This window comes from Agromyces archimandritae (assembly GCF_018024495.1).
In the GTDB taxonomy this organism is placed as follows: Bacteria; Actinomycetota; Actinomycetes; order Actinomycetales; family Microbacteriaceae; genus Agromyces; species Agromyces archimandritae.
The window spans coordinates 1,973,956-1,997,745 of the sequence record NZ_CP071696.1; the positions used below are offsets into that span (position 1 = coordinate 1,973,956).

General features: G+C 69.6%; 25 protein-coding genes. 10 read left to right on the top strand and 15 right to left on the bottom strand.

Going from position 1 to position 23,790, the window contains the following annotated elements:
• Window positions 1-63: 63 nt before the first annotated feature.
• A complete protein-coding gene (locus G127AT_RS08960) occupies window positions 64-597 on the top strand; it encodes a hypothetical protein (RefSeq protein WP_210896129.1) in 534 nt (177 codons plus the stop codon).
• On the opposite strand, the gene G127AT_RS08965 is transcribed toward G127AT_RS08960, so the two are convergent.
• The 6 genes from G127AT_RS08965 to G127AT_RS08990 form a co-directional block, all read right to left on the bottom strand.
• Complete coding sequence (locus G127AT_RS08965; RefSeq protein ID WP_210896131.1) at window positions 583-1,146, bottom strand: hypothetical protein; 564 nt, start codon at window positions 1,144-1,146, stop codon at window positions 583-585. The genes G127AT_RS08960 and G127AT_RS08965 overlap by 15 nt on opposite strands.
• A 28-nt stretch (window positions 1,147-1,174) precedes the next feature.
• Window positions 1,175-1,642, bottom strand: coding sequence for a hypothetical protein (locus G127AT_RS08970; protein WP_210896133.1), 468 nt, complete (start codon window positions 1,640-1,642; stop codon window positions 1,175-1,177).
• A gap of 386 nt (window positions 1,643-2,028) precedes the next feature.
• Complete coding sequence (locus G127AT_RS08975; RefSeq protein ID WP_244857507.1) at window positions 2,029-2,406, bottom strand: PIN domain-containing protein; 378 nt, start codon at window positions 2,404-2,406, stop codon at window positions 2,029-2,031.
• Between the two features lie 22 nt (window positions 2,407-2,428).
• Window positions 2,429-2,647 (bottom strand): type II toxin-antitoxin system VapB family antitoxin, encoded by a 219-nt coding sequence (locus G127AT_RS08980; protein WP_210896135.1) that lies wholly within the window; start codon window positions 2,645-2,647, stop codon window positions 2,429-2,431.
• A 63-nt stretch (window positions 2,648-2,710) separates the two neighbouring features.
• Window positions 2,711-3,742 carry an NAD(P)-dependent alcohol dehydrogenase gene (locus G127AT_RS08985; protein ID WP_210896138.1) on the bottom strand — a complete coding sequence of 344 codons (1,032 nt, stop codon included), beginning with the start codon at window positions 3,740-3,742 and terminating at the stop codon, window positions 2,711-2,713.
• Between the two features lie 98 nt (window positions 3,743-3,840).
• Window positions 3,841-4,749, bottom strand: a complete 909-nt coding sequence (locus tag G127AT_RS08990; RefSeq protein WP_210896140.1) for an NYN domain-containing protein — start codon at window positions 4,747-4,749, stop codon at window positions 3,841-3,843.
• A gap of 344 nt (window positions 4,750-5,093) precedes the next feature.
• Here G127AT_RS08990 and G127AT_RS08995 point away from each other — a divergent pair, with 344 nt between their 5' ends.
• The 7 genes from G127AT_RS08995 (at window position 5,094) to G127AT_RS09025 (ending at window position 11,242) form a co-directional block, all read left to right on the top strand.
• A complete protein-coding gene (locus G127AT_RS08995) occupies window positions 5,094-5,729 on the top strand; it encodes a hypothetical protein (protein ID WP_210896142.1) in 636 nt (211 codons plus the stop codon).
• A 151-nt stretch (window positions 5,730-5,880) separates the two neighbouring features.
• Window positions 5,881-6,504 (top strand): hypothetical protein, encoded by a 624-nt coding sequence (locus G127AT_RS09000; RefSeq protein WP_210896144.1) that lies wholly within the window; start codon window positions 5,881-5,883, stop codon window positions 6,502-6,504.
• Between the two features lie 5 nt (window positions 6,505-6,509).
• On the top strand, window positions 6,510-7,103 hold the full coding sequence (locus tag G127AT_RS09005; RefSeq protein WP_210896147.1) for a hypothetical protein: 594 nt from the start codon (window positions 6,510-6,512) through the stop codon (window positions 7,101-7,103).
• Window positions 7,100-7,678 (top strand): hypothetical protein, encoded by a 579-nt coding sequence (locus G127AT_RS09010; protein ID WP_210896149.1) that lies wholly within the window; start codon window positions 7,100-7,102, stop codon window positions 7,676-7,678. Before G127AT_RS09005 ends, G127AT_RS09010 begins: the two co-directional genes overlap by 4 nt.
• Before the next feature lie 56 nt (window positions 7,679-7,734).
• Window positions 7,735-9,018 carry an RCC1 domain-containing protein gene (locus G127AT_RS09015; protein ID WP_210896151.1) on the top strand — a complete coding sequence of 428 codons (1,284 nt, stop codon included), beginning with the start codon at window positions 7,735-7,737 and terminating at the stop codon, window positions 9,016-9,018.
• A 59-nt stretch (window positions 9,019-9,077) separates the two neighbouring features.
• Complete coding sequence (locus G127AT_RS09020) at window positions 9,078-9,581, top strand: signal peptidase I (RefSeq protein WP_244857956.1); 504 nt, start codon at window positions 9,078-9,080, stop codon at window positions 9,579-9,581.
• 167 nt (window positions 9,582-9,748) lie between these two features.
• Entirely contained in the window at window positions 9,749-11,242 is a 1,494-nt protein-coding gene (locus G127AT_RS09025; protein ID WP_210896155.1) for a helix-turn-helix transcriptional regulator, read from the top strand.
• A gap of 18 nt (window positions 11,243-11,260) precedes the next feature.
• On the opposite strand, the gene G127AT_RS09030 is transcribed toward G127AT_RS09025, so the two are convergent.
• Window positions 11,261-11,899 (bottom strand): bifunctional 4-hydroxy-2-oxoglutarate aldolase/2-dehydro-3-deoxy-phosphogluconate aldolase, encoded by a 639-nt coding sequence (locus tag G127AT_RS09030; protein ID WP_210896158.1) that lies wholly within the window; start codon window positions 11,897-11,899, stop codon window positions 11,261-11,263.
• 227 nt (window positions 11,900-12,126) lie between these two features.
• Here G127AT_RS09030 and G127AT_RS09035 point away from each other — a divergent pair, with 227 nt between their 5' ends.
• On the top strand, window positions 12,127-12,501 hold the full coding sequence (locus G127AT_RS09035; protein ID WP_210896159.1) for a DUF4190 domain-containing protein: 375 nt from the start codon (window positions 12,127-12,129) through the stop codon (window positions 12,499-12,501).
• A 36-nt stretch (window positions 12,502-12,537) separates the two neighbouring features.
• Here the strand turns inward: G127AT_RS09035 and G127AT_RS09040 are convergent, their stop codons facing one another.
• Entirely contained in the window at window positions 12,538-13,488 is a 951-nt protein-coding gene (locus G127AT_RS09040; RefSeq protein ID WP_210896162.1) for a ribokinase, read from the bottom strand.
• Window positions 13,489-13,808: 320 nt separating this feature from the next.
• Here G127AT_RS09040 and G127AT_RS09045 point away from each other — a divergent pair, with 320 nt between their 5' ends.
• On the top strand, window positions 13,809-14,735 hold the full coding sequence (locus G127AT_RS09045; RefSeq protein ID WP_210896164.1) for a DUF559 domain-containing protein: 927 nt from the start codon (window positions 13,809-13,811) through the stop codon (window positions 14,733-14,735).
• 330 nt (window positions 14,736-15,065) lie between these two features.
• Here the strand turns inward: G127AT_RS09045 and G127AT_RS09050 are convergent, their stop codons facing one another.
• The 7 genes from G127AT_RS09050 to rhaS form a co-directional block, all read right to left on the bottom strand.
• Window positions 15,066-16,367, bottom strand: a complete 1,302-nt coding sequence (locus tag G127AT_RS09050; RefSeq protein WP_210896166.1) for an MFS transporter — start codon at window positions 16,365-16,367, stop codon at window positions 15,066-15,068.
• 210 nt (window positions 16,368-16,577) lie between these two features.
• Complete coding sequence (locus G127AT_RS09055; protein ID WP_210896177.1) at window positions 16,578-17,258, bottom strand: FadR/GntR family transcriptional regulator; 681 nt, start codon at window positions 17,256-17,258, stop codon at window positions 16,578-16,580.
• Window positions 17,255-18,751: a rhamnulokinase gene (locus G127AT_RS09060; RefSeq protein ID WP_210896179.1), complete on the bottom strand. Its 1,497-nt coding sequence runs from the start codon at window positions 18,749-18,751 to the stop codon at window positions 17,255-17,257. Before G127AT_RS09060 ends, G127AT_RS09055 begins: the two co-directional genes overlap by 4 nt.
• A complete protein-coding gene (locus G127AT_RS09065; protein WP_210896181.1) occupies window positions 18,748-20,781 on the bottom strand; it encodes a bifunctional aldolase/short-chain dehydrogenase in 2,034 nt (677 codons plus the stop codon). Before G127AT_RS09065 ends, G127AT_RS09060 begins: the two co-directional genes overlap by 4 nt.
• A 219-nt stretch (window positions 20,782-21,000) precedes the next feature.
• Window positions 21,001-22,167, bottom strand: a complete 1,167-nt coding sequence (rhaI, locus tag G127AT_RS09070) for an L-rhamnose isomerase (protein WP_210896183.1) — start codon at window positions 22,165-22,167, stop codon at window positions 21,001-21,003.
• A gap of 87 nt (window positions 22,168-22,254) precedes the next feature.
• Complete coding sequence (locus tag G127AT_RS09075; RefSeq protein ID WP_342344035.1) at window positions 22,255-22,710, bottom strand: L-rhamnose mutarotase; 456 nt, start codon at window positions 22,708-22,710, stop codon at window positions 22,255-22,257.
• A 43-nt stretch (window positions 22,711-22,753) separates the two neighbouring features.
• Window positions 22,754-23,776, bottom strand: a complete 1,023-nt coding sequence (gene rhaS, locus G127AT_RS09080) for a rhamnose ABC transporter substrate-binding protein (RefSeq protein WP_210896185.1) — start codon at window positions 23,774-23,776, stop codon at window positions 22,754-22,756.
• Between the last annotated feature and the right edge of the window lie 14 nt (window positions 23,777-23,790).

Consider the following 23,790-nt stretch of genomic DNA (forward strand, 5'->3'; position numbering starts at 1 on the left):
CTTGCACAAGGGTTATGTCACTGATACCTTGCGTTCAAGGGTTCAATCTATAGGGGATCACTCATGTCCATCAACTTCAAGCTCGACGATCGCCGCCTCGTTGACCACGAAGAAGACGCGTGGGATCGCACATGGATCGGATGGGCAGAGGACCTCACCGACGACGACGTCTACGAACAGAACCGGGGCGTGTGGCTCCTCGGGCGCCGCTCGCGGAACGAACGGCTCGCGACGTTCTCCTATCAGGGCGTGGTCAAGGTGGTCGTCGCCATCGACGACTTCGAGTACGTACCAGGTGGCAAGCAAGCCATCATCGGGCGAGTGCTGAGGTCAGGTGACCCCGACTACGACCGGCTCATCGGCACGACCGTCGACACCTTCCGGAACCCGGTCACGTACCAAGACGAAGGAGATCGCGAATGCGCGTGTGGCTGCGGCGCCAGCGTCACAGGGACGGTCACGTTCCTTCCGGGCCACGACCAGCGTGCCGTGCACGACAGGATCAGCAAACAGTGGGGGAGCACCCTGGCGTTCGTCCGCTGGTTCGACGAGACCTACGGCCGTCCGCAACAGGCATCGACCTCACGCCTCCTCTGACCAGTACGCAGCACATCCGTCGTGGCTGACGAACTGCATCCCTCCATAGACGTGCATGAGCAGAAGCTCCTCCCAGGTCGAGGGGCCGTCGGATCCGAAAGGGCTGCCGATCTCGACGACAGACTCGAAATCGCACATCGGTCCGATCATGCTTCCAGGGGCCAGGGGATGACGGCGCGTGATCGGCTCGTCGTCGCAGTGCTCGCAGGTCTCCAACGCCGCGAGCGGCAGAGCATTGAGGCTGCCCGTGTGCGGGAACTCATCATTGATCCAGGTATCCAGGGCCTCAAGCCGGGCGTCCTCATACCGGTCCACGCTGCTCCAGCTGACGAAGCTCGCCAGCTTCGGCGTCACGAACTCCCAGTACCGGACCTGCCTGACAGGCGTGCCGGCCTCGCGGAGTGAGATGCCCAGGCGAGGATCGAGCTCACCCGTGATCCGCTCCATCTCGGCATGGATGAGAGCGCTGTGACCTGTGAACCGTGAGAATGCCGCCTCGACGCTCAGGTAGGGCAGCACCCTGGTGACGAGTGCGCCTTCGGCGTTCACGAACCGGAACATGTCCCCGTTCACCCCGTCAGCGACATCGCCGTTGAGGAGGCCGGGCGCGGACGTGGCCGCCGAGGGCGTCGGGAACCGTTGGAGACCGCGTCCAGCCGTTCGGCACCCTCGGCTCGTCGTTCCAGGCGATCGGGTTGCCCCAGAGTGCGCCCCGGATCGGATCAAGAATGCGATGTGAGGCGTTACCGTGCGGGTCGCTATGCCAGCGCAGTGCTCCGCCTTCGACGTCGTGCGCGAAGAAGCCCCCGACGATGACATCGCCATCCTCGTGCGCAGCGGCCTTGGCTTCCGCCATCGTCGCGAATGCGGGGCCAACTGCGTCTGGAAAATAGTCGTACTGATCCCAGTTGAGAAGCATGTGCTTCGCCGGCTGATGCTCGCTCATCGGCGAGGGATATCCCAGGGCTCGCAACGCCTCGGTGTACTTCACAACGTGGTCTCGCATGTACGCGCGGACGATGGCCTTGTGGTTTGTGCTTGTCATTCAGGTGCTCCAAGAGACACGCGACTTCCCCGTGCCTGTCGCCGGTCCGTCAGGGTGCTAGGTGACACCGTCCCCGTGACATTACCCATGTGCAGCTCGGTCCATAAGTCGCCCAGACGGTGCGGGATCCTGTCGACGGGCAGGCGGTCACGACGACGTACGCGTATGAGGGTGCAGGCCCCCACCAAGTCACCGAGACGGTCACGGCCGGTGCGACCACCGCTCATCGCCGCTGCCGGTGCGGGGCCTTCCCTGGAGGGCGTCATCGATGAAGACGCGGGGCTGGCAGGTTCGGCCCTCCTGGATTGACCTGCCGAGACTTCGCTCGTCGCTGCCGGGCGAGCGCCAGGGGGGTGACCGATGTATCTGAACGGGGGAGCGGCAGCTCACGCGGCGACGTACTCCTGACGGACCTGGCCGTCCGTGGCCGCCTGGAGGTGGCCGAAGTCTCGGTTGGAGTTCAGGATGACGGCGTCGTTGACGACCGCGTAGGCGGCGATGAGGCAGTCGAAGGCCGCCGCGGCGCGCACCATCCCGTTCTGCCAGAGCGCGTGCTGGATGTCGAGCGCCTGCTGCTGGGAGGGGTGTTCCCATGCCGGAAGGAAGCCGTCCATGTCGTCTCGGAACTGGAGGTACTCCTCGGGCGATCTGGCCGAGTGGCAGTACTCGAGCACCTGCGGCGGGCAGGTGATGATGAGATGGCCCGGTGAGATCTCCCGCAGACGCTCGGCGATCCGGAGGCTCCGGCCGGCCTTCTGCCACACGCTGTTGTCGACGAGGAGGTCGTCACGCGTTCGTGTCGGTCGGGGCCTGTGTCGGTGCGTCGATCTGATCGGGCTCGAATCGGCGCGCGATGATGCGTTCTGCAGCCGAGGGCTGGCGGCGGCGCACCGCGATCAGGGTGCGAAGCGCCAGATCGACGACTTCTCGGTTCGAGGCGGCGCCGGTGAGCTCTTTGGCCTGCCGGAGGTCGTTCTGGTCGATGTCGATCGATGTGATGGCCATGACACCTCCTTCTCTATATAGCCACGTATATATCTGACTCGCGAAGGGGCGCCGGGCCACTCCCTACGGCACCACGACCGCGCGACCGCGGAGCTCGCCGTCGTGCAGTTTGCGGTAGGCCTCGGGGGCGTCGTCGAGCGAGAAGACCTCGGTTTCGACCTTCACGAGGCCCTTGCGGGCGAGCTCGAACACCTCGAACAGTTCCGAACGCGACCCCCAGTACGGCGCTCGCACCGTCGAATCGTAGGGTGCGGCCAGGATGCCGGCCGGCACCGCCCCCGCGCCCACGCCGACGACGACGTGGTCGCCCTCGACTGCGACGACCGCGTGCCCGAGGTCGAGGGTCGGCTGGATCGCGACGAAATCGAACACCGCCTGCACGCCCTGCGGGGCGACGCCGCGGATCTTCTCGGCCGCCGACGCATCCGAGGCGAACGCCTCGTGCGCGCCGACCTCCTTCGCGAGCGCAAGCTTCTCCTCGCCCACATCGAGGGCGATGACCGTCGCCGGCGTGATCGCCCTGAGGATCTGGATCGCGACATGCCCGAGGCCGCCGGCGCCGATGACGACCGCCGTCGAACCCGGCACGAGCTTCGGCAGCGACATCTTGATCGCGTGGTACGGCGTCAGCCCGGCATCCGTCAGCGCGACGTTCTGCACCGGATCCAGGTCGCCGAGCGGCAGCAGGAACCGCGCATCCGGCACGATCAGGTACTCCGCCATCGCCCCAGGCGCCCCCAGCCCGGGCGGGGCGATGCCGAGCTCCGCGGCCCGCTCGCAATAGTTCTCCTTGCCCTGCGCGCAGTGGTAGCAGCGCCCGCACCCCTGTGGCCCGTACACGGCGACCGAATCGCCGATCGCGACCCCGGTGACACTGGTGCCCACGGCATCCACGACCCCCGCACCCTCATGCCCCAGCGTCAGCGGCAACCCGTACCCGTACTGCTCGGCGGTCAGGCTCATCAGAAAGCTGTCGGAATGGCAGGCGCCGGCCGCGGTGATGCGCAACCGCACCTCGCCCGGGCCGGGCTCGGGTGTGTCGATCTCGACGAGTTCCGGCGCGGCGCCGATCTCGCGGTACTGGAGTGCTCTCATCGTGTCCCCCTCGGACGATTGCTTCCAGTCTGCCCGGGCGAGGCGCGAAGGGCCAGAGTCGGGTGGAATGCCGGGGCGAGTGGATGCCGGGCCGCGCCCTACGGCTTCAGCCGGATCGGCCGGGCGTCGCGCGTCTCGTCGAGCTCGACGAGGGCGTGCTGCGCCTTCACGAACGCCGAGAACGAGGAGTAGCCGAGGGCGCGCTCCTGGAACGACGGATCCATCCTGAGCATCTGGTTTTTCACCGCGCCCGACGGCTGCCAGTCCTCGTCGTTCTTCGACGCGAGCAGCTCGAGGGCGCGCGCCAAGAGGTCTGCGGCGGACTCGTCGGGCGTCGGCTTCTTGCGGGAACGGCGGCGCTTGCCGGCGGGGGTGGATGCGGCATCCACTGCGGGGGAAGCCGCCGCCTCGGCCTGTGCGCTCGCCCGCCGCGTCACCCCCGGCAGGGCGTCGTAGTCGGCGAACTCGTCGCACGCCGCCGCGAGCGCCCGGCTCGTCGACCCGGCCACGCCGACGCCGACGACATAGCGGCCGAGGAGGCGCGCCCGCTGCGCGAGTGCGATGTAGTCGCTGTCGCCGGCGACGATGACGACATGGGTGAGGTCGTCGAGGCGGAACAGGTCTTCGACGACGTCGATCGACAGGCGGATGTCGGCGCCGTTCTTGAACGAGGCGACGACGGGGAACAGCTGCACGAGATCCACCGCGCGGTCGATCAGCTGATTGCGGTACGACGCGTTCACCGGCACCGACCAGTCGGCATACGCACGACTGATCGCCAACGGCCCGAAACTCGTCGCGAAATCGAGGATCGCACCCACATCGACGGTGGCGGCATCGACCCGGTCGTCGAGCTGCGCATCGTCGTCGGCGGATGCCGGAGACCACCCGCGCGCGTTGTCGCGTCGCCACCGGTCGCGCCCGTGCAGCTGGTCGTAGCGCGAGATGACGATGTTGTCGAAGTCGATGTAGATCGCGACCCGCGCGTCGGCGGTGGATGCCGTCATGCTGCCCCCTCGGTGCGGCGCCGCCCGACGCCCGTTCCGAGCTTACGCGCCCGCGGCGGCTGCGTGTGGCAGCCCGGTACACGCCGCGATACCCCACTGGATCCTGTCGTGATGAGGGATCGCACGACCGAGTTCGACGCCCGGTAGAAAACCGGTTGAAAAGGGGTCGCTCAAGGGTGCCCCTGTCATGGGCTTCCGCAGAATGGATAGGAACAGCCTGAGGAATCTTCACGCTGTTCGGTGTGACAAGAACTCGAATCAGCTCACACCATTGTCGATGCGTTCGGCATCTGCAGCAAGTACCCCGTTCGCGCTGCAATCCCACCCCAGTACGAAGGACAGACATGGAAACCCCCAACACTCAGAAGTCCGCTGGCAAGAAGCGGATCCTCCTTGCCGGTGGCGCGGTTCTCGCTGCCGGCGCGCTCGCGACTGCTGCGGCCTTCACCGACTTCGCCAACCTGAACCTCGGTACTGGTGCCGACGGGTCGGGTATCGGTGGCGATAACCGATTCAACATCCAGGTCGTCGGTACGGATGCCGAGGGCAACCCGGAGCCGGGTACGTGGCAGGAGGCCAACACGGCCGAAGGTGTCGACATCCTGGTTCCGGGTGCGGACACCATCACGCCCGGTGACACCGTCTCGGTCGAGATCCCGTTCCGGAACGAGAGCCCGAAGCTGTCGGCCGATATCGCGTTCAGCATTCAGGAGATCACGGGTAAGACCTCGGGCGCCGGCATCCGCGACGCTCTGCGGTACACGGTGCTGCTTGATGGCGAGGATGTGGACCCGGCTGGGGCGCACACGCTGGCGAGCACTCAGAGCCTTGATCTGGGTCAGTTCGCAACCGGCGAGCAGGGCGTCATCGAGCTGGAGATCTCGCTTCCCGATCAGGGCAGTGCTGCGGCCAACAATGCTCTGAACGGGCAGACCGCGTACGTCCAGGCCCACTTCGACGCGACCTCGGTCACGCCGTAATCCGACCGGCGGAAGCGGGTCGCCCCCAAGGCCCGAGCGCTTCCGCCGCCTCGAGCAGGGCCGGCCGGACCAGCCCGGTGCACCGTGGTGCACGGTCCGGTCGGCCCTGCCCCTCCTCCAGGATCGATACCCCGAAAGGGTTCAGCTCCCTATGAAGTCTCCCCGTGCAGGTCTGGTGCGCACGCTGATCGCCGGTGGCGCGCTTGCCGCGTGCGGCGTCGCGTTGACGGCGGCCGCGTTGAGCGACAGTGCGAGCGTCGATGTCGAGATGGACGGTTCGGCGAACCGGTTCGACATCGTCGTGGCCGGTCGATACGGTGATGCCGCCAGCACGTGGGTGCCCTCGGCCGGGCAGTGGCGGCAGGGTAATCCGGGTGCGTATGAGATTCCGGTGGCAGGTGAGGATGCTCGTCTGCTGCTTCCCGGGTCCCATATCGATGGCAGGATCGCCGTGAAGAACGACAGCCCGCGGTTGACGGGTCTGCTGACGTTGTCGATCCTGGACCCGCAGCCTCGGGGGTCTGAGCTCGACCCGGGGACGGGGAACTTCGTCGAACTGTTCGACCAGCTCATCTTCACCGTCCGTGAGGGCCAGACGGTACGGATCGACCATGTTCCGGCCGATCAGCTCGCCTCGTATGTGTGGGCCGAACCCTTCGCGCCTGGCGAGGAGAAGATCCTGGACGTCTCGATCGAGATGTCCGAGGCTGCCGATAACCGTTGGCAGCTCGCTTCGACCGAGGTGCTCTTTGCTTTCGGGGCGGTGACGCCGTGAACCGTATGACCGGATCCCCACGCCCGAGCGGACGTATCCGTCTGCTCGTCGCCGGCGGCGGGGCGCTCCTGCTGGCCGGGATCGCGATGACGTCCGCGTCGTTCGCCGATCAGGCGAAGGTGAATGTCGGCGGCGCCACGGGAATCCGTGTCGATATCCCGGTACGGCTCGATATCGCCGTCCGTGACGGCCAAGGCGGCCTCCAGGACGCCATCGAGGCGGCAGAAGCGGTCGTGCTGCCCTCGTCCGGAGCCGCCGGATTCACCGAACACACCCCGGTCGTCTTCGAAGCCCGCTTCGAGAACCGCGACCCCGGCGTCACCGGCGACCTGCACGTCACGGTCTTCGACCCCGACGTCTCCGGGGCATACGACCTGTTCGGCCAGCTCCGCTTCACGGTCTACCTCCAGGGCTCCGCTACGCCGGCAGCTTCCGGACTCACCGCCGAGGAAGTGAACGCGGCCTCCATCGTCGAAACCGTCCACCCCGGCGGAAGCCTGGACGTCCGCATCGAGGCCGTGATCGCCGCCGGCGAGGCGGTCTCGGCGGCAGGCAAGTCGACCCAGCTCGGAATCCGAGTGGACGGAAACAGCCCATGAAGAAGCGAATGATCATCATCCTCGGTGTCGCCTTGGCAGCCGGAGCGGTACTGGCCCCGATCCCGGCCGCCGCCAGCGGCGAACTCATCGACGCGGCCCCGACCCTGGTCGAGTTGGCCGCCCCGGCACCTGGCCAGAGCCAGGAATGGACCATGTCCGTCCGCAACCTCACCGACGGCGAACTCCCGATCGCTCTGGCAGTGTCCGGATCCGCCGAGCGTCTCTTCGACGGCCCGTACCCGCTCGAACTCGAACTCACAGAGACCGGCTCGGGTCAACCCCTCTACATCGGCACCGCCGCGGCGGCCATCGACGAGGTGCTGCTGCTGCCGACGCTGGCCGGGCACGCCGACTACGAACTCTCCGGATCCGTCACCCTCCCCAGTGAGGCCGGTAACGAGTACCAGGAGGCCACCGGCCGGTTGAGCTTCGAGTTCCGCACCTCCGCAGACGACGCATCCGATGAAAGCGGGCTCGCTTCCACGGGCCCGAGCGTCTGGCCCTGGCTCTGGGCGGCGGGCATCGCCTTCCTGGCCGGCACCGTCGCGCTGATTCGCAGAAGGAGAACATCATGACCTCAATGCGACGACGCATCGGACACACCATCGCCGTGACCGGACTCACCCTCGGCATGATCGCCGCCGCCAGCGTGACCCCCACGGCAGCCGAATACACCGACACCTCCCACGCGCGCACGGACTCGATCGTGGCGCACGCCGCGAACGCCGTCCCGGAGGCCGCCCCCGGACTCTCGACCACCTCGCACCTGACCCGCACCGGGATCGGCCTCTCGACTACCGGCACCGTGTACTGGTGGGGCGGCCTCGACCAGGACGGAGGCTTGCTCATCGCCTCGCCGAGAGAGCTCTTGGCGGGCCCGCTGGTGCCGTTCAGATCTGTGGCCGAGGTCAGCCAGGTCAGTGCCGGCCGGTTCGGCTTCAACGCCCTCGCATCCGACGGCACCGTATGGGGCTGGGGAGCCGAGCATGCCCACGACGGCACCGAAACCGTCGGCGTGCTTGCCGAAGCGGCGCGGACCAACTGCGGCGTCGGGGCATTCCTCGCGATCCCGTGCCCGCGGCAGGTGCGCATCGGAACCGCCTGGAACGGTTCCGGTGCACTCCTCACGAACATCTTGAGCATCTCCTCGACTGCGGCAGCCGGCGCCGGAATCCGCGAAGACGGCACGATCTGGCATTGGGGCGCGTCGAGCGACGGCGGCAGCTCCGGTGCGGGCGCCGCGCAGCTGGGCGGGTTGCCCGACCCGTCGGTCGCCGGAAAGCCCGTGTACCTGAAGGGTGCCGCTTCCACCTTCTTCACGATCCTCGAGAACGGCGACGTCTACTACTGGGGCGGTGCCGAGGGAACGAGCAGCCTGCCGCCGGGAACGGCGAACGCCGCATCGACCGCGACCTACCTCGCGGAACTCGCGCCGTGGATGAAGGGCAACGTCGAGCCTGGAGACCCCTACATCGTCGCGGTCGACGGCGGCCAGAACATGGGAGCCGCCCTTCTGTCGGACGGACAGGTACTCAGCTGGTCCCGCACATCGGCCGACCGAACCGGCCGCGGGGCCCCGCTCACGCCTGCGCTCACGGGCCTGAGCGGCATCACATCGATGCAGTTCAGCTCCACCGGCGTCGCGCTGCTCGACAGCAACGGCACCCTGTGGGGATACGGGGCGCCCGGCGACGCGGGTGAGCTCAGCACCCTGCCGTCCGTTGTGGATACCGATGTCGTACAGTTCATCTCGAGCGGCGCCTTCTACGCTTGGCAGAAGCGCGACGGCACGTTCTGGGGGCGCGGTGATAACGTCAACGCGGCGCTCGGTCCGATGCCGAGCCTCTCGCCCGGCACCAATCGACAGATCAGCATTCCGCGAACGGACTGGGCATTGGAGATGCTTACGCGATGACCTCTGAAGATGCTCCCTCTGAGCTGGAAGACCGGCCTCGACCGCCTCTGTGGTTGCGCGTGCTGGGGGTCGTGCGGCAGATCGTGCTGACTGCCGCCGCAGCGCTCGGCGTCGTCTGCATCATCGTCTTCGTCGGCGGGTTCGCACTGGGCATACGCCCCGTCGTCGTGGTCTCCGGATCGATGGAGCCCACCCTGCCGGTGGGATCCGTCGCCCTGATCCAGCCGGTGAGCTACGACGACGTCGCAGTCGGCGACATCGTCACCGTCCAGCGTCCCCGCGGGCTCGGGCTGGTCACGCACCGTGTGATCGAGAAGACCACCGTCGACGGCGCGCCGGCGCTCGAGCTGCAGGGCGACGCGAATGCCGTTCCGGATCCCGAGCCCTATGTCGTCGACGAGATCTCGCGAACCGTGTTCCACATCCCGGGTCTCGGTCACCTCGCGATCTTCCTCCAGAACGGGAACGGGATCATCGCAGCAGTCGGCATTCTGCTCACGCTCGTCGCCGTCTACTTGCTCGACCCGGCGAAATTCGCCCCGCGCTCCGGAAAGGGAGCCTGAACGGGCGACGCCATCCTGCAGAACGGCAAGGGCTTGTCGCGGCCGCCGGCGTGCTCATCATGCTCGTGGCGGCATATCTCCTCGACCCCGACAAGCTGTACCATCGGCGGTGAGGCCGCCCCAAGGTCGCATACAGGAATGCTGCGCATACTGAGCTGGGGGAGGGCATGCAGAGCGAGAGACAGCGGGCCGACGCGCATCTGGTACGGATGCGCGCACTGGAAGGCGCGGCGGCTGCGGTGATCGAATCGTCGTTGTACGACGGGCACCCGGTCGGATATCCGCAGTACGATCTGCTGCGCGCGGTCAGCCCGGGCTCGATCCTCGACGTGCCCGTCGACGTGCGGTTGGAGATCCTCGCGGCCCGGGTCGTCATGTTCGTGCGAGGCGATCTCATGGACGAGGCCGTGCAGGCGGCCGAGGGACTGGATGCCGCGCTGGTGACGGCGGCCGGCGATGCCATCGCCTGCCGCACCCGGATGGCGGCGCTCGGGGCGGTCGCCGAGGCCCACATCGCCGCCGGCGATGCGGTGCGCGCGATGCGGTTCGCGGAGGCGATCATCTCGTATACGACCGTGGCGCCCGAATCCGATGCTCTCCAGGCCGCCAGGTGGCGGTATCGGGGCCTCGGCCTGCAGGCCGCCTCGTATGCGCTGAACGGTCGGCAGATGGAAGCCGATGCCATCCTCGACGAAATGGCCGGCCTCGCCGAAGCGCAGGGGTGGGATCCGGATCGTGCGGAGTTCATGGCCGCCATCGCCGAGGGCACGATCGCGTTCATGCGCCTGGATGCCGATCGCGCATCGAGGCTGTCGTCGCGGATACGCCGCCTGACCGTGTCCGAGCCGACCGCGCGCATGCTCGCCGATCTCCTGGAGGCGGTGGCGCTGGTGCTGAACGGCGACCCGTACCGGGCGTCGAAGCTCGCGGTTCTCGTCGCCCAAGGGGTGTCGCAGCCGACCGGATCGAGCCTGATCCGTTCGTACGGCCGCATGCTGGTGTCGTACATCTTCCTGTACGAGGGGCAGCCGGTGCGGGCACTGGCGCAGCTGGCCGACATGGAGCCGTCGGAACGGCACTGCGTCGACCCGAACGCGCCACGTGCGGCGGCCTACCTGAGCATGGCGGACTATCGTCAGGTGCTCACCGTGACCGCCGAGTGCGTGCGGATGCGCAGCCGGCACAACCTGTGGCTGTTCCCCCTCATCCTGATGTGCCGTTCGATCGCGCACCTCCGGCTCGGGCATCAGGTGATCGCTCTCCGCGAGGTAGGCGAGGCGATGGCGTATGCGCAGCGCGCGAATCTTTCGGCGGTGTTCTCGATGATCCCGGACGACGAGATCGAGCACATGCGGCAGTTCGTCGAACACCGGGCGCCGAGGTTCGCCGGCGATCTGCAACGGTATCGCGTCGCGGTCGCCGAGGCCGAGCAGCGCATGGGCGCGCGCGGCACGGTCTCCGAGAAGCTGCCGAAGATGTCGGAACGCGAGTCGGTCGTCGCGTCGATGCTGGGCGGGCCGATGACATTCGCGGCGATGGCCGCCGAGCTGCACGTCTCGACGGGGACGGTGAAGCGGCAGGCGGCCGCTGTGTACCACAAGCTCGGTGTGAAGACGCGCGAGGAGGCAGTGCTGCGCCTCGAGGAGCTCGGCTACCTCTGAGGGCGCCGAGCGGATGCCTCAGCCGCGCACCGCGGCGAGCGCCGCCGCGAAGAGCCGCGCCTTCCGTTCGACCTCGTCGTATCGGCCCGCCGCGAGGTCGGCGCCCGAGACGAGGTCGCCGCCGGCGCCGACCGCGACCGACCCGGCGGCGAACCACTCGGAGAGGTTTCCGGGGGTGACGCCGCCGGTCGGCATGAGGGGGGCGTCGGGGAAGGGGCCGCGCAGCGCCTTCAGGTAGCCGGGTCCGCCGAGGGAGGCGGGGAAGATCTTCACGACGTGCACGCCGAGTTCGGTCGCTTCCATGACCTCGCTCGGGGTGAGGGCGCCCGTCATCGTCGTGAGCCCGGTCGCGAGCATGGCGCGTGCGAGGTCGGGGCGCGTGCCGGGGGAGACGAGGAAGCGCGCCCCGGCTTCGGCAGCAGCCTCGGCCTGCGCGGGGGTGGTGACGGTGCCGGCGCCGATGTATGCGGCGTCGCCGAATCGGGCCGTGAGCTCGGCGATCACGGTCGGCGCGTCCGGCGTCGAATAGGTGATCTCGAGGCCGGTGACACCGCCGGCGACGAGCGCCTCGGACGCGCGCACGGCGGCCTCCGCGCTCGCCGCGCGCAGCACGGCGATCACCCCGGTGCGGCGGGCGGGAGCGAGCTGGTCGGTCATGGGGCCTCCGTGTGCATTTCGGGTGCGGATGCCGGAGCGCGGCCCGCCCGGCTCGCCGGCGGATGCCGTGGGGCGCCGCCGCGCATCCATTCTGCCGGGCATCCGCACCCCATTCCGCAGACGCCGCTGGACCCGCTACGATCACGATCGTGCGGGCGCGGCTTTCCGGTCGCGCGGGGGGCCGTGTTCCCCGGCGCACTCCCAACCCGAACCCTCCTGGAGAGACCGTGTCCGAAACGACTGGCCAGCTCAACCCGCCGCCCTCCTACTCCCAGCCGCCGACGCCGCCCGCCGCGCCGGCGACGTTCCCCGGCAAGGGCCTCGGCATCGGCGGCCTCGTCGCCGCCGTTTTCGCCCCGCTCGTCGGCCTGATCCTCAGCATCATCGCCTTCGTGCAGTCGAAGAACGCCGGCTACAAGAACACGCCCGCCTTCATCGGCATCATCCTGTCGATCGTGCTCGGGATCGTCTACACCGTGGTGATCGTGCTCCTCTTCGTCCTCGCGTTCAGCCTCGGCAACGCCGCGATCGAAGAAGCCTGCGCCCAGCTCGGCACCGGCGTGTGGAACCTCGAGGACGGCACGACGCTCACCTGCGACTGAGCCGCCCCGCGGGGCGGCCGGTTCCGGCCGCCCCGCTCAGCCGTGCGCCGCGAGCAGTGCATCGACCTCGGCGGATGCCGGCAGGCTCGGCGAGGCGCCGCGCTTCGTGACGGTCAGGGCGCCGGCCGCGCTCGCGCGACGCACGGCATCCGCTCGGGCAAGGCCCTGCGCGAGCCCGGCGGCGAGATACCCGGCGAACGCATCGCCCGCAGCCGTCGTATCGACCGCGTCGACCGGCAGCGCCGGGAAGTCCTGGACGCCGCCGGCATCCACCAGCACGGCCCCCGCACCCGCGAGGGTGATGAGGGCCGCACCGGCCCCCTTGCCGAGGAACCAGCGGCCGGCCTCGACCGCGCTGCCCCGATCGGCGACGCGGATGCCCGAGAGCAGCGCCGCCTCCGTCTCGTTCGGCGTGACGATGTCGACGAGCGGCCAGATCGCGTCGTCGAGCTCATGCGCCGGAGCCGGATCGAGCACGACCGTCATACCCGCATCGTGCGCGCGGCGAATCGCATGGCCGGTGACCGCGAACGGGATCTCCAACTGCGTGAGCAGCACGGCGCTGCGTTCGGCGAGCTCGGCGAACGCCCGGTCGATCTGCGCCTCATCGAGCGCCGCGTTCGCGAGCGGCACCACGACGATGTCGTTCTCGCCCGACTCATCCACCCGGATATGGGCGATACCCGTCGGCCCCGGCACCCGGCGCACCTGGGAGACGTCGACACCGGCATCCCGGAGCCCATCGGTCACGAGCCCCCGGAACAGGTCGCTGCCGACGCACCCCACCATGCGCGCCGGCGCCCCGGCGAGGCTCGCGGCGATCGCCTGATTGGCGCCCTTGCCGCCGAGCACGAGCGTGAAGCCGTCGCCGAGGATCGTCTCGCCGGGCGCCGGAAGCCGCCCCGCGAACGCCGTGAGGTCGGCCGAGATGCTGCCGACGACGAGCACGCCGTCGCGAGCGGATGCCCCGCCCGGCCTCTCCCGCATCGGCCCTCCTCCGCCTTGCATCCGGTCGCCCGTCGCACGTCCTCGCCGCGCACGGAGTTCCGCAACACAACCTAGCGGGGCCGGGCACCGGCATCCACCGCCTCACCACCACCTGCCTCGGGGCAGCACCACGGCGAGGTGACGCGATCTGCCCTTCGGGCGCGCTCGGAAGGAAGCTTCGCGTCACTTGGCGGGCGCCGGCGGCGAGCCGAGGCGGGTATCGCGTCGACGAGTCCTCCACAGGGGAACGTGGCGGGCACCCCATCCACGGAATCGCCGGATGGCGCCGCCGGCCGCCGCGACCGCGGCACACTGCTGGAATGCCCGGCCCTCGCATCCCGCTCCCCGTCGAACTCGCCGGTCGCCCGTTCTCGGTCGCCGTCGCAACGGCCGCCGGCATCGGCGCCGGGCGGCTCCGCGGCGCCGACCTGGTGCGTCCGTTCCACGGGGTGCGGATGCCGGCATCCACACCCCGTGAACTCGGGGAGCTCTGCCGCGCGAAGCTCGTCACCATGCGCCCTGGCGATGTCTTCAGCCATGTGACGGCGTGCCGGCTGTACGGGATCCCGGTGCCGCGCAGATGGAACGACCGCGAGCCGATCGACGTGGCCGCGTTCGTGCCCGCCGGAATCCCGCGGGGCGCCGGCGTGCGCGGTCACCGGCTCTCACCCGGGCGGGTGCTCGTGACGGGCCGATCGGGGCTGCCGTTGGTGTCGCCGGAGGACGCCTGGGCGCAGTTGGCGGCATCGGTCGGCGAACGCGACCTCGTCATCGCAGCGGATGCGCTCGTGCGCCGGAAGCATCCGCTTGCGACGCCCGAGCGTGTCGCGGACGCCGTCGACCGGCACGCCGGCGGGCGAGGCTGTCGCCTGCTCGCGGCGGCGCTCGAGGCGATGCGCCCCGGAACCGACTCGGCCCCCGAGAGCGAGGTGCGCCTCGACCTGGTCGCATACGGGCTGCCGGAACCCGAGGTCAACGGCGAAATCCGGGATTCGAACGGCCGGCTGGTCGCGATCGGCGACCTCGTGTACCGCGCGCAGCGGACGCTCGTCGAGTACGACGGGGACCAGCATCGCACCAGCCCGGCGCAGTATGCCCGGGACGTCGACCGGCTCGACGACCTCGCGCGGCTCGGGTGGCGGGTCATCCGCATCAACCGTTCGCACACGGGGACGCGCCGCATCGAGCGACTCGAGCGGGTCCGGGAAGCGTTGCTCGCGGCGGGGTGGCGGCCGTCCGACGCCTGAATCGGCGGTGGATGCCCCGGCGCACTGCCCTCCGGCATCCACCCTGCGCCGTCGCGCCCCACAGCTCCGGCCGTCGTCGGCCGATCGCCGTGCGATCCGTCATCGAGGTGACGCGAATCGCGCTGGACACCGCCTGGCAGCGACCGTTTGCGTCACCTCGGCAGTGGGGGAGTGGATGCCGCAGCGGTGAGGTGACGCGAATGGCGGTGCCGGCGGTGGATGAGGGACGGGTTGCGTCACTTCGATGGGTGAGGCGGCGGAGGGCGACGGGGCGGCGGCGGGGACGACAGCGGGGCGGCGCCGCAGCACCGCCCCCGCATGATCGCGCGGTCAGCCGCGGTGGGCGACCTTCTTGATGAAGAAGGAGGCGATGATCGACAGTGCCGCGCAGAACACGACGTAGAGGGCGATCGGCCACCACTGGCCGCCCGAGATCTCCAGCAGCCAGGCTGCGATGATCGGGGCGGTGCCGCCGAAGATCGCCGCGCCGAGCTGGTAGCCGAGGGTGGCGCCGGTGTAGCGGATCTCGGGCGGGAAGTTCTCGGCGATGAGGGTGCCGAGGATGGCGTTCACGGAGCCCCACAGCAGGCCGAAGCCGACGATGGTGCCGACGAAGAGCGCCCAGGTCTCGCCGGTGTTGATGAGCCAGTAGTAGGGGACGATGAGCACGACGGTGGCGATCGCCGACCAGCGGTAGAGCACGGCCCGGCCGACGGAGTCGGAGATGCGGCCGAACACCGGCATCCACACCGTGGCGACGACGGCCGCCGCCGCGACGGCGAGCAGGACGACGTTGTCGCGGGCCCCGAGGATGTTCGTGGCGTAGGCGATGATGTAGGTGCCGAAGATGTAGAAGGGGCCGGTCTCGGCGGCCTTCGCGCCGATGGAGACGAGCACGGCGCCCCAGTGCTTGGTGACGACCTCCTTGATGGGGAGCTTGTGCTGGGCTCCGGATGCCTGGACGCGCTTGAACTCGGGGGTCTCGTCGAGGCCGTTGCGGATCCAGAGGCCGATGAAGACGAGCACGATGCTCGCGATGAACGGGATGCGCCAGCCCCAGGCGAGGAACTGGTCGTCGGGCAGCGTGGTCAGCAGCGCGATGAGGCCGGATGCCAGCAGCATGCCGAGGCTGATGCCCATCTGCGGCACGGCGCCGTAGAGGCCGCGGCGGTTCTTCGGCGCGTACTCGTAGGAGAGCAGGAGCGCGCCGCCCCATTCGCCGCCGATGCCGAGGCCCTGCAGGATGCGGAACAGCAGGAGCAGCAGCGGTGCGGCGATGCCGATGGCGTTGTAGTCGGGCAGGAGGCCGATGGCGACGGTGCCGCCGCCCATGAGGGAGAGGGTGATGAAGAGGGTCTTCTTGCGGCCGATGCGGTCGCCGATGTGGCTGAAGATGATGCCGCCGATGGGGCGGAAGAAGAAGGTCAGCGAGAACGACACGTAGGCGAGGATCGTCGACAGGAACGCGTCGCCGGTGGGGAAGTAGATCTTGTTGAAGACGAGGGCGGCGACGGTTCCGTAGACGAGGAAGTCGAACCATTCGATGACGCTGCCGCTCAGGCTGCCGAGCAGCACGCGGTAGTTGAGTTTTTCTGCAGGTGGTGCCGCGTGCGGGGTCGTGGTCTGTGCCAAGGCTCGCTCCTTTGAGATCCGTGGTGGTGCGGGGGCTGATCGGGACGGGTTCTGTGGTCCTACCACTGTGGTAGGACCACAGGGCATCGTAAGCGCCCGGCGGCGGTGCCGCAACTTCGGGGGTGGATGCCGGGCCGCGCCGCCGCGGCGGAACGCGCCGAGCGGGGTGTGGATGCCGGACCCGCGCCCTGCGGCATCCGCACCCGAAGCTCAGGCCTGCGTCTCCAGGTAGTACCCGCGGATGTGCCGCTCCAGCAGGATCGCCGCCTCTTCGGCGTCGCCGGCGCGGAGCGCCTCGTAGACCGCCCGGTGCTCGGCGCGCAGCCGCTCCGAGGTCGCCGACCAGTCGGGCAGCGCCTTCGCCCGGCTCACGGTGTGGTCGAAGATCGACAGGCGCAGCGCCTCCATGAGGGTGCTGATCAGGGGGTTCGCCGCCGACCGCGACGCGGTGACGTGGAACTCGGCGTCGAGCTGCAGGAAGTCCTCGAGCGAGAGCGCCGGGTCGTCCATGCGCTCCAGCAGGTGGCCGGCCTGCTCCCAGTCGCCGAGCTCGGGGTCGGAGTGCGCGGCGGCCCAGGTCTCCAGCAGCAGCCGCACCTCGTAGATGTGGTCGTGGCCGACGTGGCTCGTCGCCAGTTGCAGATTCAGGGCGAGGGTCAGCGCCTGCTCGGGATCGGCGGTGATCATCGTGCCCGACTGCGGCCCCGACCCGGTCGAGGTGCGGATCGTGCCGAGCGCCTCGAGCACCCTGAGGGCCTCGCGCAGCGAGTTGCGCGAGACCTGCAGCGTCTCGGCGAGCTGGCGCTCACCGGGCAGGCGGTCGCCGATGTGCAGTCTGCCGCTGGTGAGTTCGTCGGTCACCCATTTCATGACCGCTTCGTGCGCCTTCATCGCGGACCAGTATCGCAAAGCGCGCCTGCGCGCCCGCCCGGCTCGTATCGGACGGGGGGCATGATGCGGGCGACGAGGGCGCGCAGGGTTTCGAGATCGCCGGCGAGGAAACCGGCCGCGCGGGCCTGCACGAGCACATTGCCGATCGCGGTCGCCTCGACGGGGCCGGCGAGCACCGGCATCCCGAGCCGATCGGCGACGGCCCGGCAGAGCAGGGCGTTCTGCGACCCGCCGCCGACGAGGTGGACGGTTCGCACCTCGGTGCCGGAGAGTTCGGCGGCCGCCCGCACGGTGCCGGCGAAGGCCTCGGCGAGGCTCTCGACGATCGAGCGGGCCAGTTCGGCGCGGGAGGCCGGCACCGGCACGCCGTGCTCGCGGTACCATTCGGCGATGCGGGCGGGCATGTCGCCGGGCGGCATGAAGCGGGCGTCGTCGACGTCGAAGACCGCCGGGCTCGTCGTGACGGCCTCGGCGGCGGCGAGGAGAGCCGGCAGGTCGACGGGGGATCCGTCCTCCCGCTCCCACTGCCGCACGGTCTCGCTCAGGATCCACAACCCCATCACGTTGCGCAGGAACCTGATGCGCCCGTCGACGCCGCCCTCGTTCGTGAAGTTCGCCTCGCGCGCCGCATCGCTCGTGACGGGCGCGTCGAGTTCGACGCCGACGAGCCCCCAGGTGCCGCACGAGATGTAGGCCGCGCCGGGCGACATGGGCACGCCGACGACGGCCGAGGCGGTGTCGTGCGAGCCGACCGCGACGACGCGGGTGGATGCCGTGGCGCCCAGCTCCGCCGCGAGCCCGGCCCGCAGCGGCCCGATCTCGGCACCCGGGTCGACGAGCTCGGGCATGAGGCCGCGGTGGATGCCGAGGCGCGCAATGAGCTCCTCGTCCCAGGCACCGGTGCGCACGCCGAGCAGCCCCGTCGTCGAGGCGTTCGTGCGTTCGGCGACGCGCGCCCCGGTCAGCTGGAACGCGATGAGATCGGGGATCAGCAGGGCGGTATCGGCCGCCTCCAGCAGCGCGGTCGGCTCGGCGGCGAGCTGGTACAGGGTGTTGAACGGCAGGAACTGCAGACCGTTGCGGCGGTACAGCTCGGCGAAGGGAACCCGTGCGTGCACGGCATCCACCCCCGCCTGCGTGCGCTCGTCGCGGTAGTGGAACGGCAGCCCGAGCATCCGCTCGCCGCGCATGAGCGCATAGTCGACCGCCCAGGAGTCGATGCCGATGCTCGCGACCGGCCCCGCCGCGAACGCGGCCCGCAAGCCCCCGAGCACGCCCCGGTACAGGCCCGGAAGATCCCAGTGCAGGCCGTCGGCCAGACGCACCGGATCGTTCGGGAAACGCGCGAGCTGCCGCATCGACAGTTCGTTCGACGAGACGCGGGCGGCGATGACGCGCCCGCTCGTCGCGCCGAGATCGACGGCGGCGACGGTGCCGGCACGCGCGGCGTGCGGGCGGCCGTGCGCCCCGGCATCCACCCCCGCCGTGCTCATCGCAGGAACGCCGCCGCCACGCCCGCGTCGACCGGCACGTGCAGGCCCGTCGTGCGGCTGAGCTCGGGCCCGGTGAGCACGATCACCGCGTTCGCGACATGCTCGGGCAGGACCTCCCGCTTCAGGATCGTGCGCTGCGCGTAGAACTCGCCGAGCTTCTCCTCCGGGATGCCGTAGGTCGCCGCCCGGTTCGCCCCCCAGCCGCTCGCGAAGATGCCGGAGCCCCGCACAACCCCGTCGGGGTTGATGCCGTTCACCCGGATGCCGTACTCGCCGAGCTCGACCGCCAGCAGGCGCACCTGGTGAGCCTGATCGGCCTTCGTCGCCGAATAGGCGATGTTGTTCGGGCCGGCGAACACCGAGTTCTTCGAGGAGATGTAGACGATGTCGCCGCCGAGGCCCTGGTCGATGAGCACCCGCGCGGCCGCCTTCGACACGAGGAAGGAACCCTTCGCCATGACGTCGTGCTGCAGATCCCAGTCGGCCTCCGTGGTCTCCAGCAGCGGCTTCGAGAGGGAGAGGCCCGCGTTGTTCACGACGAGGTCGAGGCCGCCGAAGGCGAGCACCGCCTCGTCGATCGCGCCCTGCACCGCCTGCGCGTCGGTGACGTTCGCCGCCACGCCGATCGCGACATCCGCGGTACCCAGCTCGGCCGCGGCCGCCTGCGCCTTCTCGAGATCGAGATCGGCGATCACGACGCACGCGCCCTCGGCCGCGAGCCGCTTCGCCGTCGCCAGGCCGATGCCGCTGGCCGCGCCCGTCACGAGCGCGATGCGCGTCGCATGCGGCTTCGGCTTCGGCATGCGCTGCAGCTTCGCCTCCTCGAGCGCCCAGTACTCGATGCGGAACTTCTCCGCCTCGTCGATCGGCGCATACGTCGACAGGGCCTCCGCGCCGCGCATCACGTTGATCGCGTTCACGTAGAACTCGCCGGCGACCCTGGCGGTCTGCTTGTCCTTGCCGAAGCTGAACATGCCGACGCCCGGCACGAGCACGATCGCCGGGTCGGCGCCGCGCATCGCGGGGGAGTCGGGGGTCGCGTGCCGCTCGTAGTAGGCGGCGTAGTCGGCCCGGTACGCCTCGTGCAGCTCCCGGAGGCGTGCCGCCGACTCCTCGATGGATGCGCCGGCGGGCAGGTCGAGCACCATCGGCTTCACCTTGGTGCGGAGGAAGTGGTCGGGGCAGCTCGTGCCGAGGGCGGCGAGCTCCGGCATCCGCTCGCGGGAGAGGAACTCGAGCACGACGTCGCTGTCGGTGAAGTGGCCGACGGTCGGCTTGTCGAAGCTCGCGAGGCCGCGGATCACCGGGGCCAGCGCCGCCGCCTTCGCGCGGCGCTCGGCCGGCTCGAGGGGCTCGAAGCCGGGCCGCACCGGGCCGAACGGCTCGGCCGCGCCGTGCTCGGCGATGTACGCGGCGGCCGTGTCGATGATCCACAGCGAGTTGCGCTCGCTCTCCTCCGACGTGTCGCCCCACGCCGTGATGCCGTGGCCGCCGAGGATGCAGCCGATCGCCTGCGGGTTCGCCCGCTTGATCTCGGCGATGTCGAGGCCCAGCTGGAAGCCCGGTCGCCGCCACGGCACCCACACGACCTCGTCGCCGAAGATCTTCGCCGTCAGCTCCTCGCCGTCGGCGGCCGTCGCGATCGCGATCCCCGAATCCGGGTGCAGATGGTCGACGTGCTTCGCATCCACGAGACCGTGCATGGCGGTGTCGATCGACGGGGCCGCCCCGCCCTTGCCGTGCAGGGCGTAATCGAACGCGGCCACCATCTCGTCTTCGCGATCCACACCCGGGTACACGTTCACGAGCGCACGCATGCGGTCCAGGCGCAGCACCGCGAGCCCCGACTCGGTCAGGGTGCCGAGGTCGCCGCCGGAGCCCTTCACCCAGAGCAGTTCGACCGGCTCGCCCGTGACCGGGTCGATGTCGGTGCCCTTCGCGGAGGTGTTGCCGCCCGCGTAGTTCGTGTTCTTCGGATCGGCGCCGAGTCGGTTCGACCGGGCGATGAGTTCGGCTGCGGTCTCGTTCATGGGAGTGGGTCCTTCATTCGATGGATGCTGGTACGGGTCTCGATACGGCGCTGCGCGCCTACTCGACCGGCGGTTGAGGAGGCGCCGCAGGCGCCGTATCGAAACCCCGGGCGGTGTCGGCGCTGGTTGAGGAGGCGCCGCAGGCGCCGTATCGAAACCCGGTGACGGGGTCTCGATACGGCGCTGCGCGCCTACTCGACCGGCGGCGGGGCATGGGCTTCACGCCCCCCAGGAGGCCTGGACGCCGCCGACCCGCTCGTCGGCGATCCGCTCGAAGTAGCCGGAATCGAGGTAGGCGCGCATCGGGTCCGCCGGCAGACCGCGCGACTCGCGCCACTCGGCCAGCGCCGGCCGCACATCCGTCTGGAACGCATCCATGAAGACGCGGTTCGCCTCGAGCACATCGTGCGAGAGCTGCGCCGCGCGCAGCGCCTCGTGGTCGACGAGGAGCGCCCGCGCCGTCATCTCCTGCACGTTCAGCACCGAGCGGATCTGGCCCGGGATCTTGTCCTCGACGTTGTGGCACTGGTCGAGCATGAACGCCACATCGGGGTTGTTCAGGCCGCCGCCGCGGATCACCTCGAACACGATGCGGAACAGCTGGTACGGGTCGGCGGCGCCCACGATGAGGTCGTCGTCGGCGTAGAACCGCGAGTTGAAATCGAACGAGCCGAGCTTGCCGAGGCGCAGCAGCTGCATGACGATGAACTCGATGTTCGTGCCGGGCGCGTGGTGGCCCGTGTCGAGGCACACCATCGCCTTCTCGCCGAGCGCCGCGGTCTGCGCGTAGCTCGTGCCCCAGTCCGGCACGTCCGTGTGGTAGAACGCGGGCTCGAAGAACTTGTACTCGAGCACGAGGCGCTGCTCGTCGCCGAGGCGCGCGTAGATCTCCTGCAGCGACTCGTGCAGGCGATCCTGCCGGCCGCGGATATCGGCCTGGCCGGGGTAGTTGGATCCGTCGGCGAGCCAGATCTTCAGATCCCGCGAGCCCGTCTCGTCCATGATGTCGATGCACTCGAGGTGGTGGTCGATCGCCTGCCGGCGCACCTTCGGGTCCTCGTGGGTGAGGGAGCCGAACTTGTACGCGTCCTCCTGGAACGTGTTCGAGTTGATCGTGCCGAGCTTCACTCCGAGCGACTCCGCGTGGCGGCGGAGGTCGGCGTAGTCGGGCACCTTGTCCCACGGGATGTGCAGGGCCACGGTCGGCGCGAGGGCCGTGTACCGGTTCACCTGGGCGGCGTCGGCGATCTTCTCGTACGGGTCGCGCGGGGTGCCGGCGGTGCCGAACACCTTGAAGCGCGTGCCGGAGTTGCCGAACGCCCAGCTGGGCAGCTCGATGGCCTGGGCCTCGAGTTCGGCGAGGACGTCATCGCGGAGGATGCTCATCGGTTTCAGCTTTCTGTGCGTGGATCGGTTCGCGAGTGGACGCAAATGCAGGGTGCGGGATGCCGCGGACCCTGCATTTGCGTCCAGTCACGGGGTATCGGGGTCGAGGGCGGCGAGCTGGTCCTCGAGGCGGAAGACCTCGGGCAGGTGCGGGGCGGACTGGTCGGCGCGTTCGCCGGGCAGGGCGACGAAGAAGCCGGCCATGTCGGCCTCCCAAGCGGCCGTGCGGGGGTCGGCGTCGAGCGCGGCCTGCGAGGCCGCATCGTCATCGGTGTCGTACACGCCGATGAGCAGCCCGTCCTCGCCGAGGAACAGCGAATAGTCGCGCCGCCCGCTCGCCTCGATCGCGCGCAGCATGTCCGGCCACACGGCCGCGTGCCGCTCGCGGTACTCGCCCAGCCTGGCCGGGTCGACCTGCAGCCGGAAGCAGATGCGTGCCATGGTGCGCCTTTCGCGGAGTTCGGGGGTGGATGCCGGGTCGCAGTGGATGCGCGGCATGGATGCCGGGTCGCAGTGGATGCCGGGGGCGCCGCCCCTCGGCATCCACTGCGGGGAAGGGGCCCGGCCGCAGCCGGGCCCCCGCGACTCAGAAGTCGAAGTCGCCGATGTTGTCCGCGTCGAACACGAACGGGTCGCCGAGGAGGACGACGCCGTCGGCGCCGACCTCGTACTCGCCGAGCTTGCCGGCCTCGAAGGTGTCGCCCTCGGCGCCGGTGATGTCGCCCTCGATGAGCGCCTTCGCCGCGAACGCGGCGAGGTAGCCGAGGTCGGCCGGGTTCCACAGCGCGAACGCGGTGACCGTGCCGTCTTCGACGTACTCGCGCATCTGGTTCGGGGTGCCGAGGCCGGTGACGGCCACCTTGCCCTGGTATTCGGAGGTCGACAGGTAGCGGGCGGCCGCGGCGATGCCGACGGTCGTCGGCGAGACGATGCCCTTCAGGTTCGGGTGGGTCTGCAGCAGCGCCGCCGTCTTGTCGAAGGAGGTCTGGTCGTCGTCGTCGCCGTAGACGGTCTCGACGAGCGTGATCTCCGGGTAGTCGGAGGCCAGGTACTCCTCCATGAGCTCGATCCACGCGTTCTGGTTCGTCGCGTTCGCCGCGGCGGAGAGGATCGCGATCTCGCCCGCGCCGCCGATCTGCTCGGCGATGAGGTCGATCTGCGTCTTCGCGATGCCCTCGGCATCCGCCTGGTTCACGAAGATGTCGCGGCAGTCGGTGTTCGTGTCGGAGTCGAAGGTGACGACCTTCACGCCCGCGTCGCGCGCCTCGTTCAGGGCGTCGCAGATGGCCTTCGGGTCGTTCGCCGACACGGCGATCGCGCCGACGCCCTGCTGGGTGAGGGTGTTGATGTAGCTCACCTGGCCGTCGGGGGTCGCCTCGGCCGGGCCGACCTCGTTGTAGCTGCCGCCGAATTCCTCGATGGCCTCCTCGCCGCCCGCGTTCGAGGTGTCGAAGTACGGGTTGCCGAGGTTCTTCGGCAGGAAGGTGATCGACAGATCGCCCGATCCGTCGCCGCCGTCGCCGCCGGCTGCGCAGCCGGTCGCGACCAGCGCGACGCTCACCGCGAGTGCGGCGAGGGCCCCTGCGCGGGTCTTCTTCTGAAACAACATCGTTGTTCTCCCTT

Coding starts and splice junctions, on each gene's coding strand:
- G127AT_RS08960 (WP_210896129.1), top strand. CDS start 64: ATGTCCATCAACTTCAAGCTCGACGATCGCCGCCTCGTTGACCACGAA.
- G127AT_RS08970 (WP_210896133.1), bottom strand. CDS start 1,642: ATGACAAGCACAAACCACAAGGCCATCGTCCGCGCGTACATGCGAGAC.
- G127AT_RS08980 (WP_210896135.1), bottom strand. CDS start 2,647: ATGGCCATCACATCGATCGACATCGACCAGAACGACCTCCGGCAGGCC.
- G127AT_RS08985 (WP_210896138.1), bottom strand. CDS start 3,742: ATGAGAGCACTCCAGTACCGCGAGATCGGCGCCGCGCCGGAACTCGTC.
- G127AT_RS08990 (WP_210896140.1), bottom strand. CDS start 4,749: ATGACGGCATCCACCGCCGACGCGCGGGTCGCGATCTACATCGACTTC.
- G127AT_RS08995 (WP_210896142.1), top strand. CDS start 5,094: ATGGAAACCCCCAACACTCAGAAGTCCGCTGGCAAGAAGCGGATCCTC.
- G127AT_RS09000 (WP_210896144.1), top strand. CDS start 5,881: ATGAAGTCTCCCCGTGCAGGTCTGGTGCGCACGCTGATCGCCGGTGGC.
- G127AT_RS09005 (WP_210896147.1), top strand. CDS start 6,510: ATGACCGGATCCCCACGCCCGAGCGGACGTATCCGTCTGCTCGTCGCC.
- G127AT_RS09010 (WP_210896149.1), top strand. CDS start 7,100: ATGAAGAAGCGAATGATCATCATCCTCGGTGTCGCCTTGGCAGCCGGA.
- G127AT_RS09015 (WP_210896151.1), top strand. CDS start 7,735: ATGATCGCCGCCGCCAGCGTGACCCCCACGGCAGCCGAATACACCGAC.
- G127AT_RS09025 (WP_210896155.1), top strand. CDS start 9,749: ATGCAGAGCGAGAGACAGCGGGCCGACGCGCATCTGGTACGGATGCGC.
- G127AT_RS09030 (WP_210896158.1), bottom strand. CDS start 11,899: ATGACCGACCAGCTCGCTCCCGCCCGCCGCACCGGGGTGATCGCCGTG.
- G127AT_RS09040 (WP_210896162.1), bottom strand. CDS start 13,488: ATGCGGGAGAGGCCGGGCGGGGCATCCGCTCGCGACGGCGTGCTCGTC.
- G127AT_RS09045 (WP_210896164.1), top strand. CDS start 13,809: ATGCCCGGCCCTCGCATCCCGCTCCCCGTCGAACTCGCCGGTCGCCCG.
- G127AT_RS09055 (WP_210896177.1), bottom strand. CDS start 17,258: ATGAAGGCGCACGAAGCGGTCATGAAATGGGTGACCGACGAACTCACC.
- G127AT_RS09060 (WP_210896179.1), bottom strand. CDS start 18,751: ATGAGCACGGCGGGGGTGGATGCCGGGGCGCACGGCCGCCCGCACGCC.
- G127AT_RS09065 (WP_210896181.1), bottom strand. CDS start 20,781: ATGAACGAGACCGCAGCCGAACTCATCGCCCGGTCGAACCGACTCGGC.
- rhaI (WP_210896183.1), bottom strand. CDS start 22,167: ATGAGCATCCTCCGCGATGACGTCCTCGCCGAACTCGAGGCCCAGGCC.
- G127AT_RS09075 (WP_342344035.1), bottom strand. CDS start 22,710: ATGCCGAGGGGCGGCGCCCCCGGCATCCACTGCGACCCGGCATCCATG.
- rhaS (WP_210896185.1), bottom strand. CDS start 23,776: ATGTTGTTTCAGAAGAAGACCCGCGCAGGGGCCCTCGCCGCACTCGCG.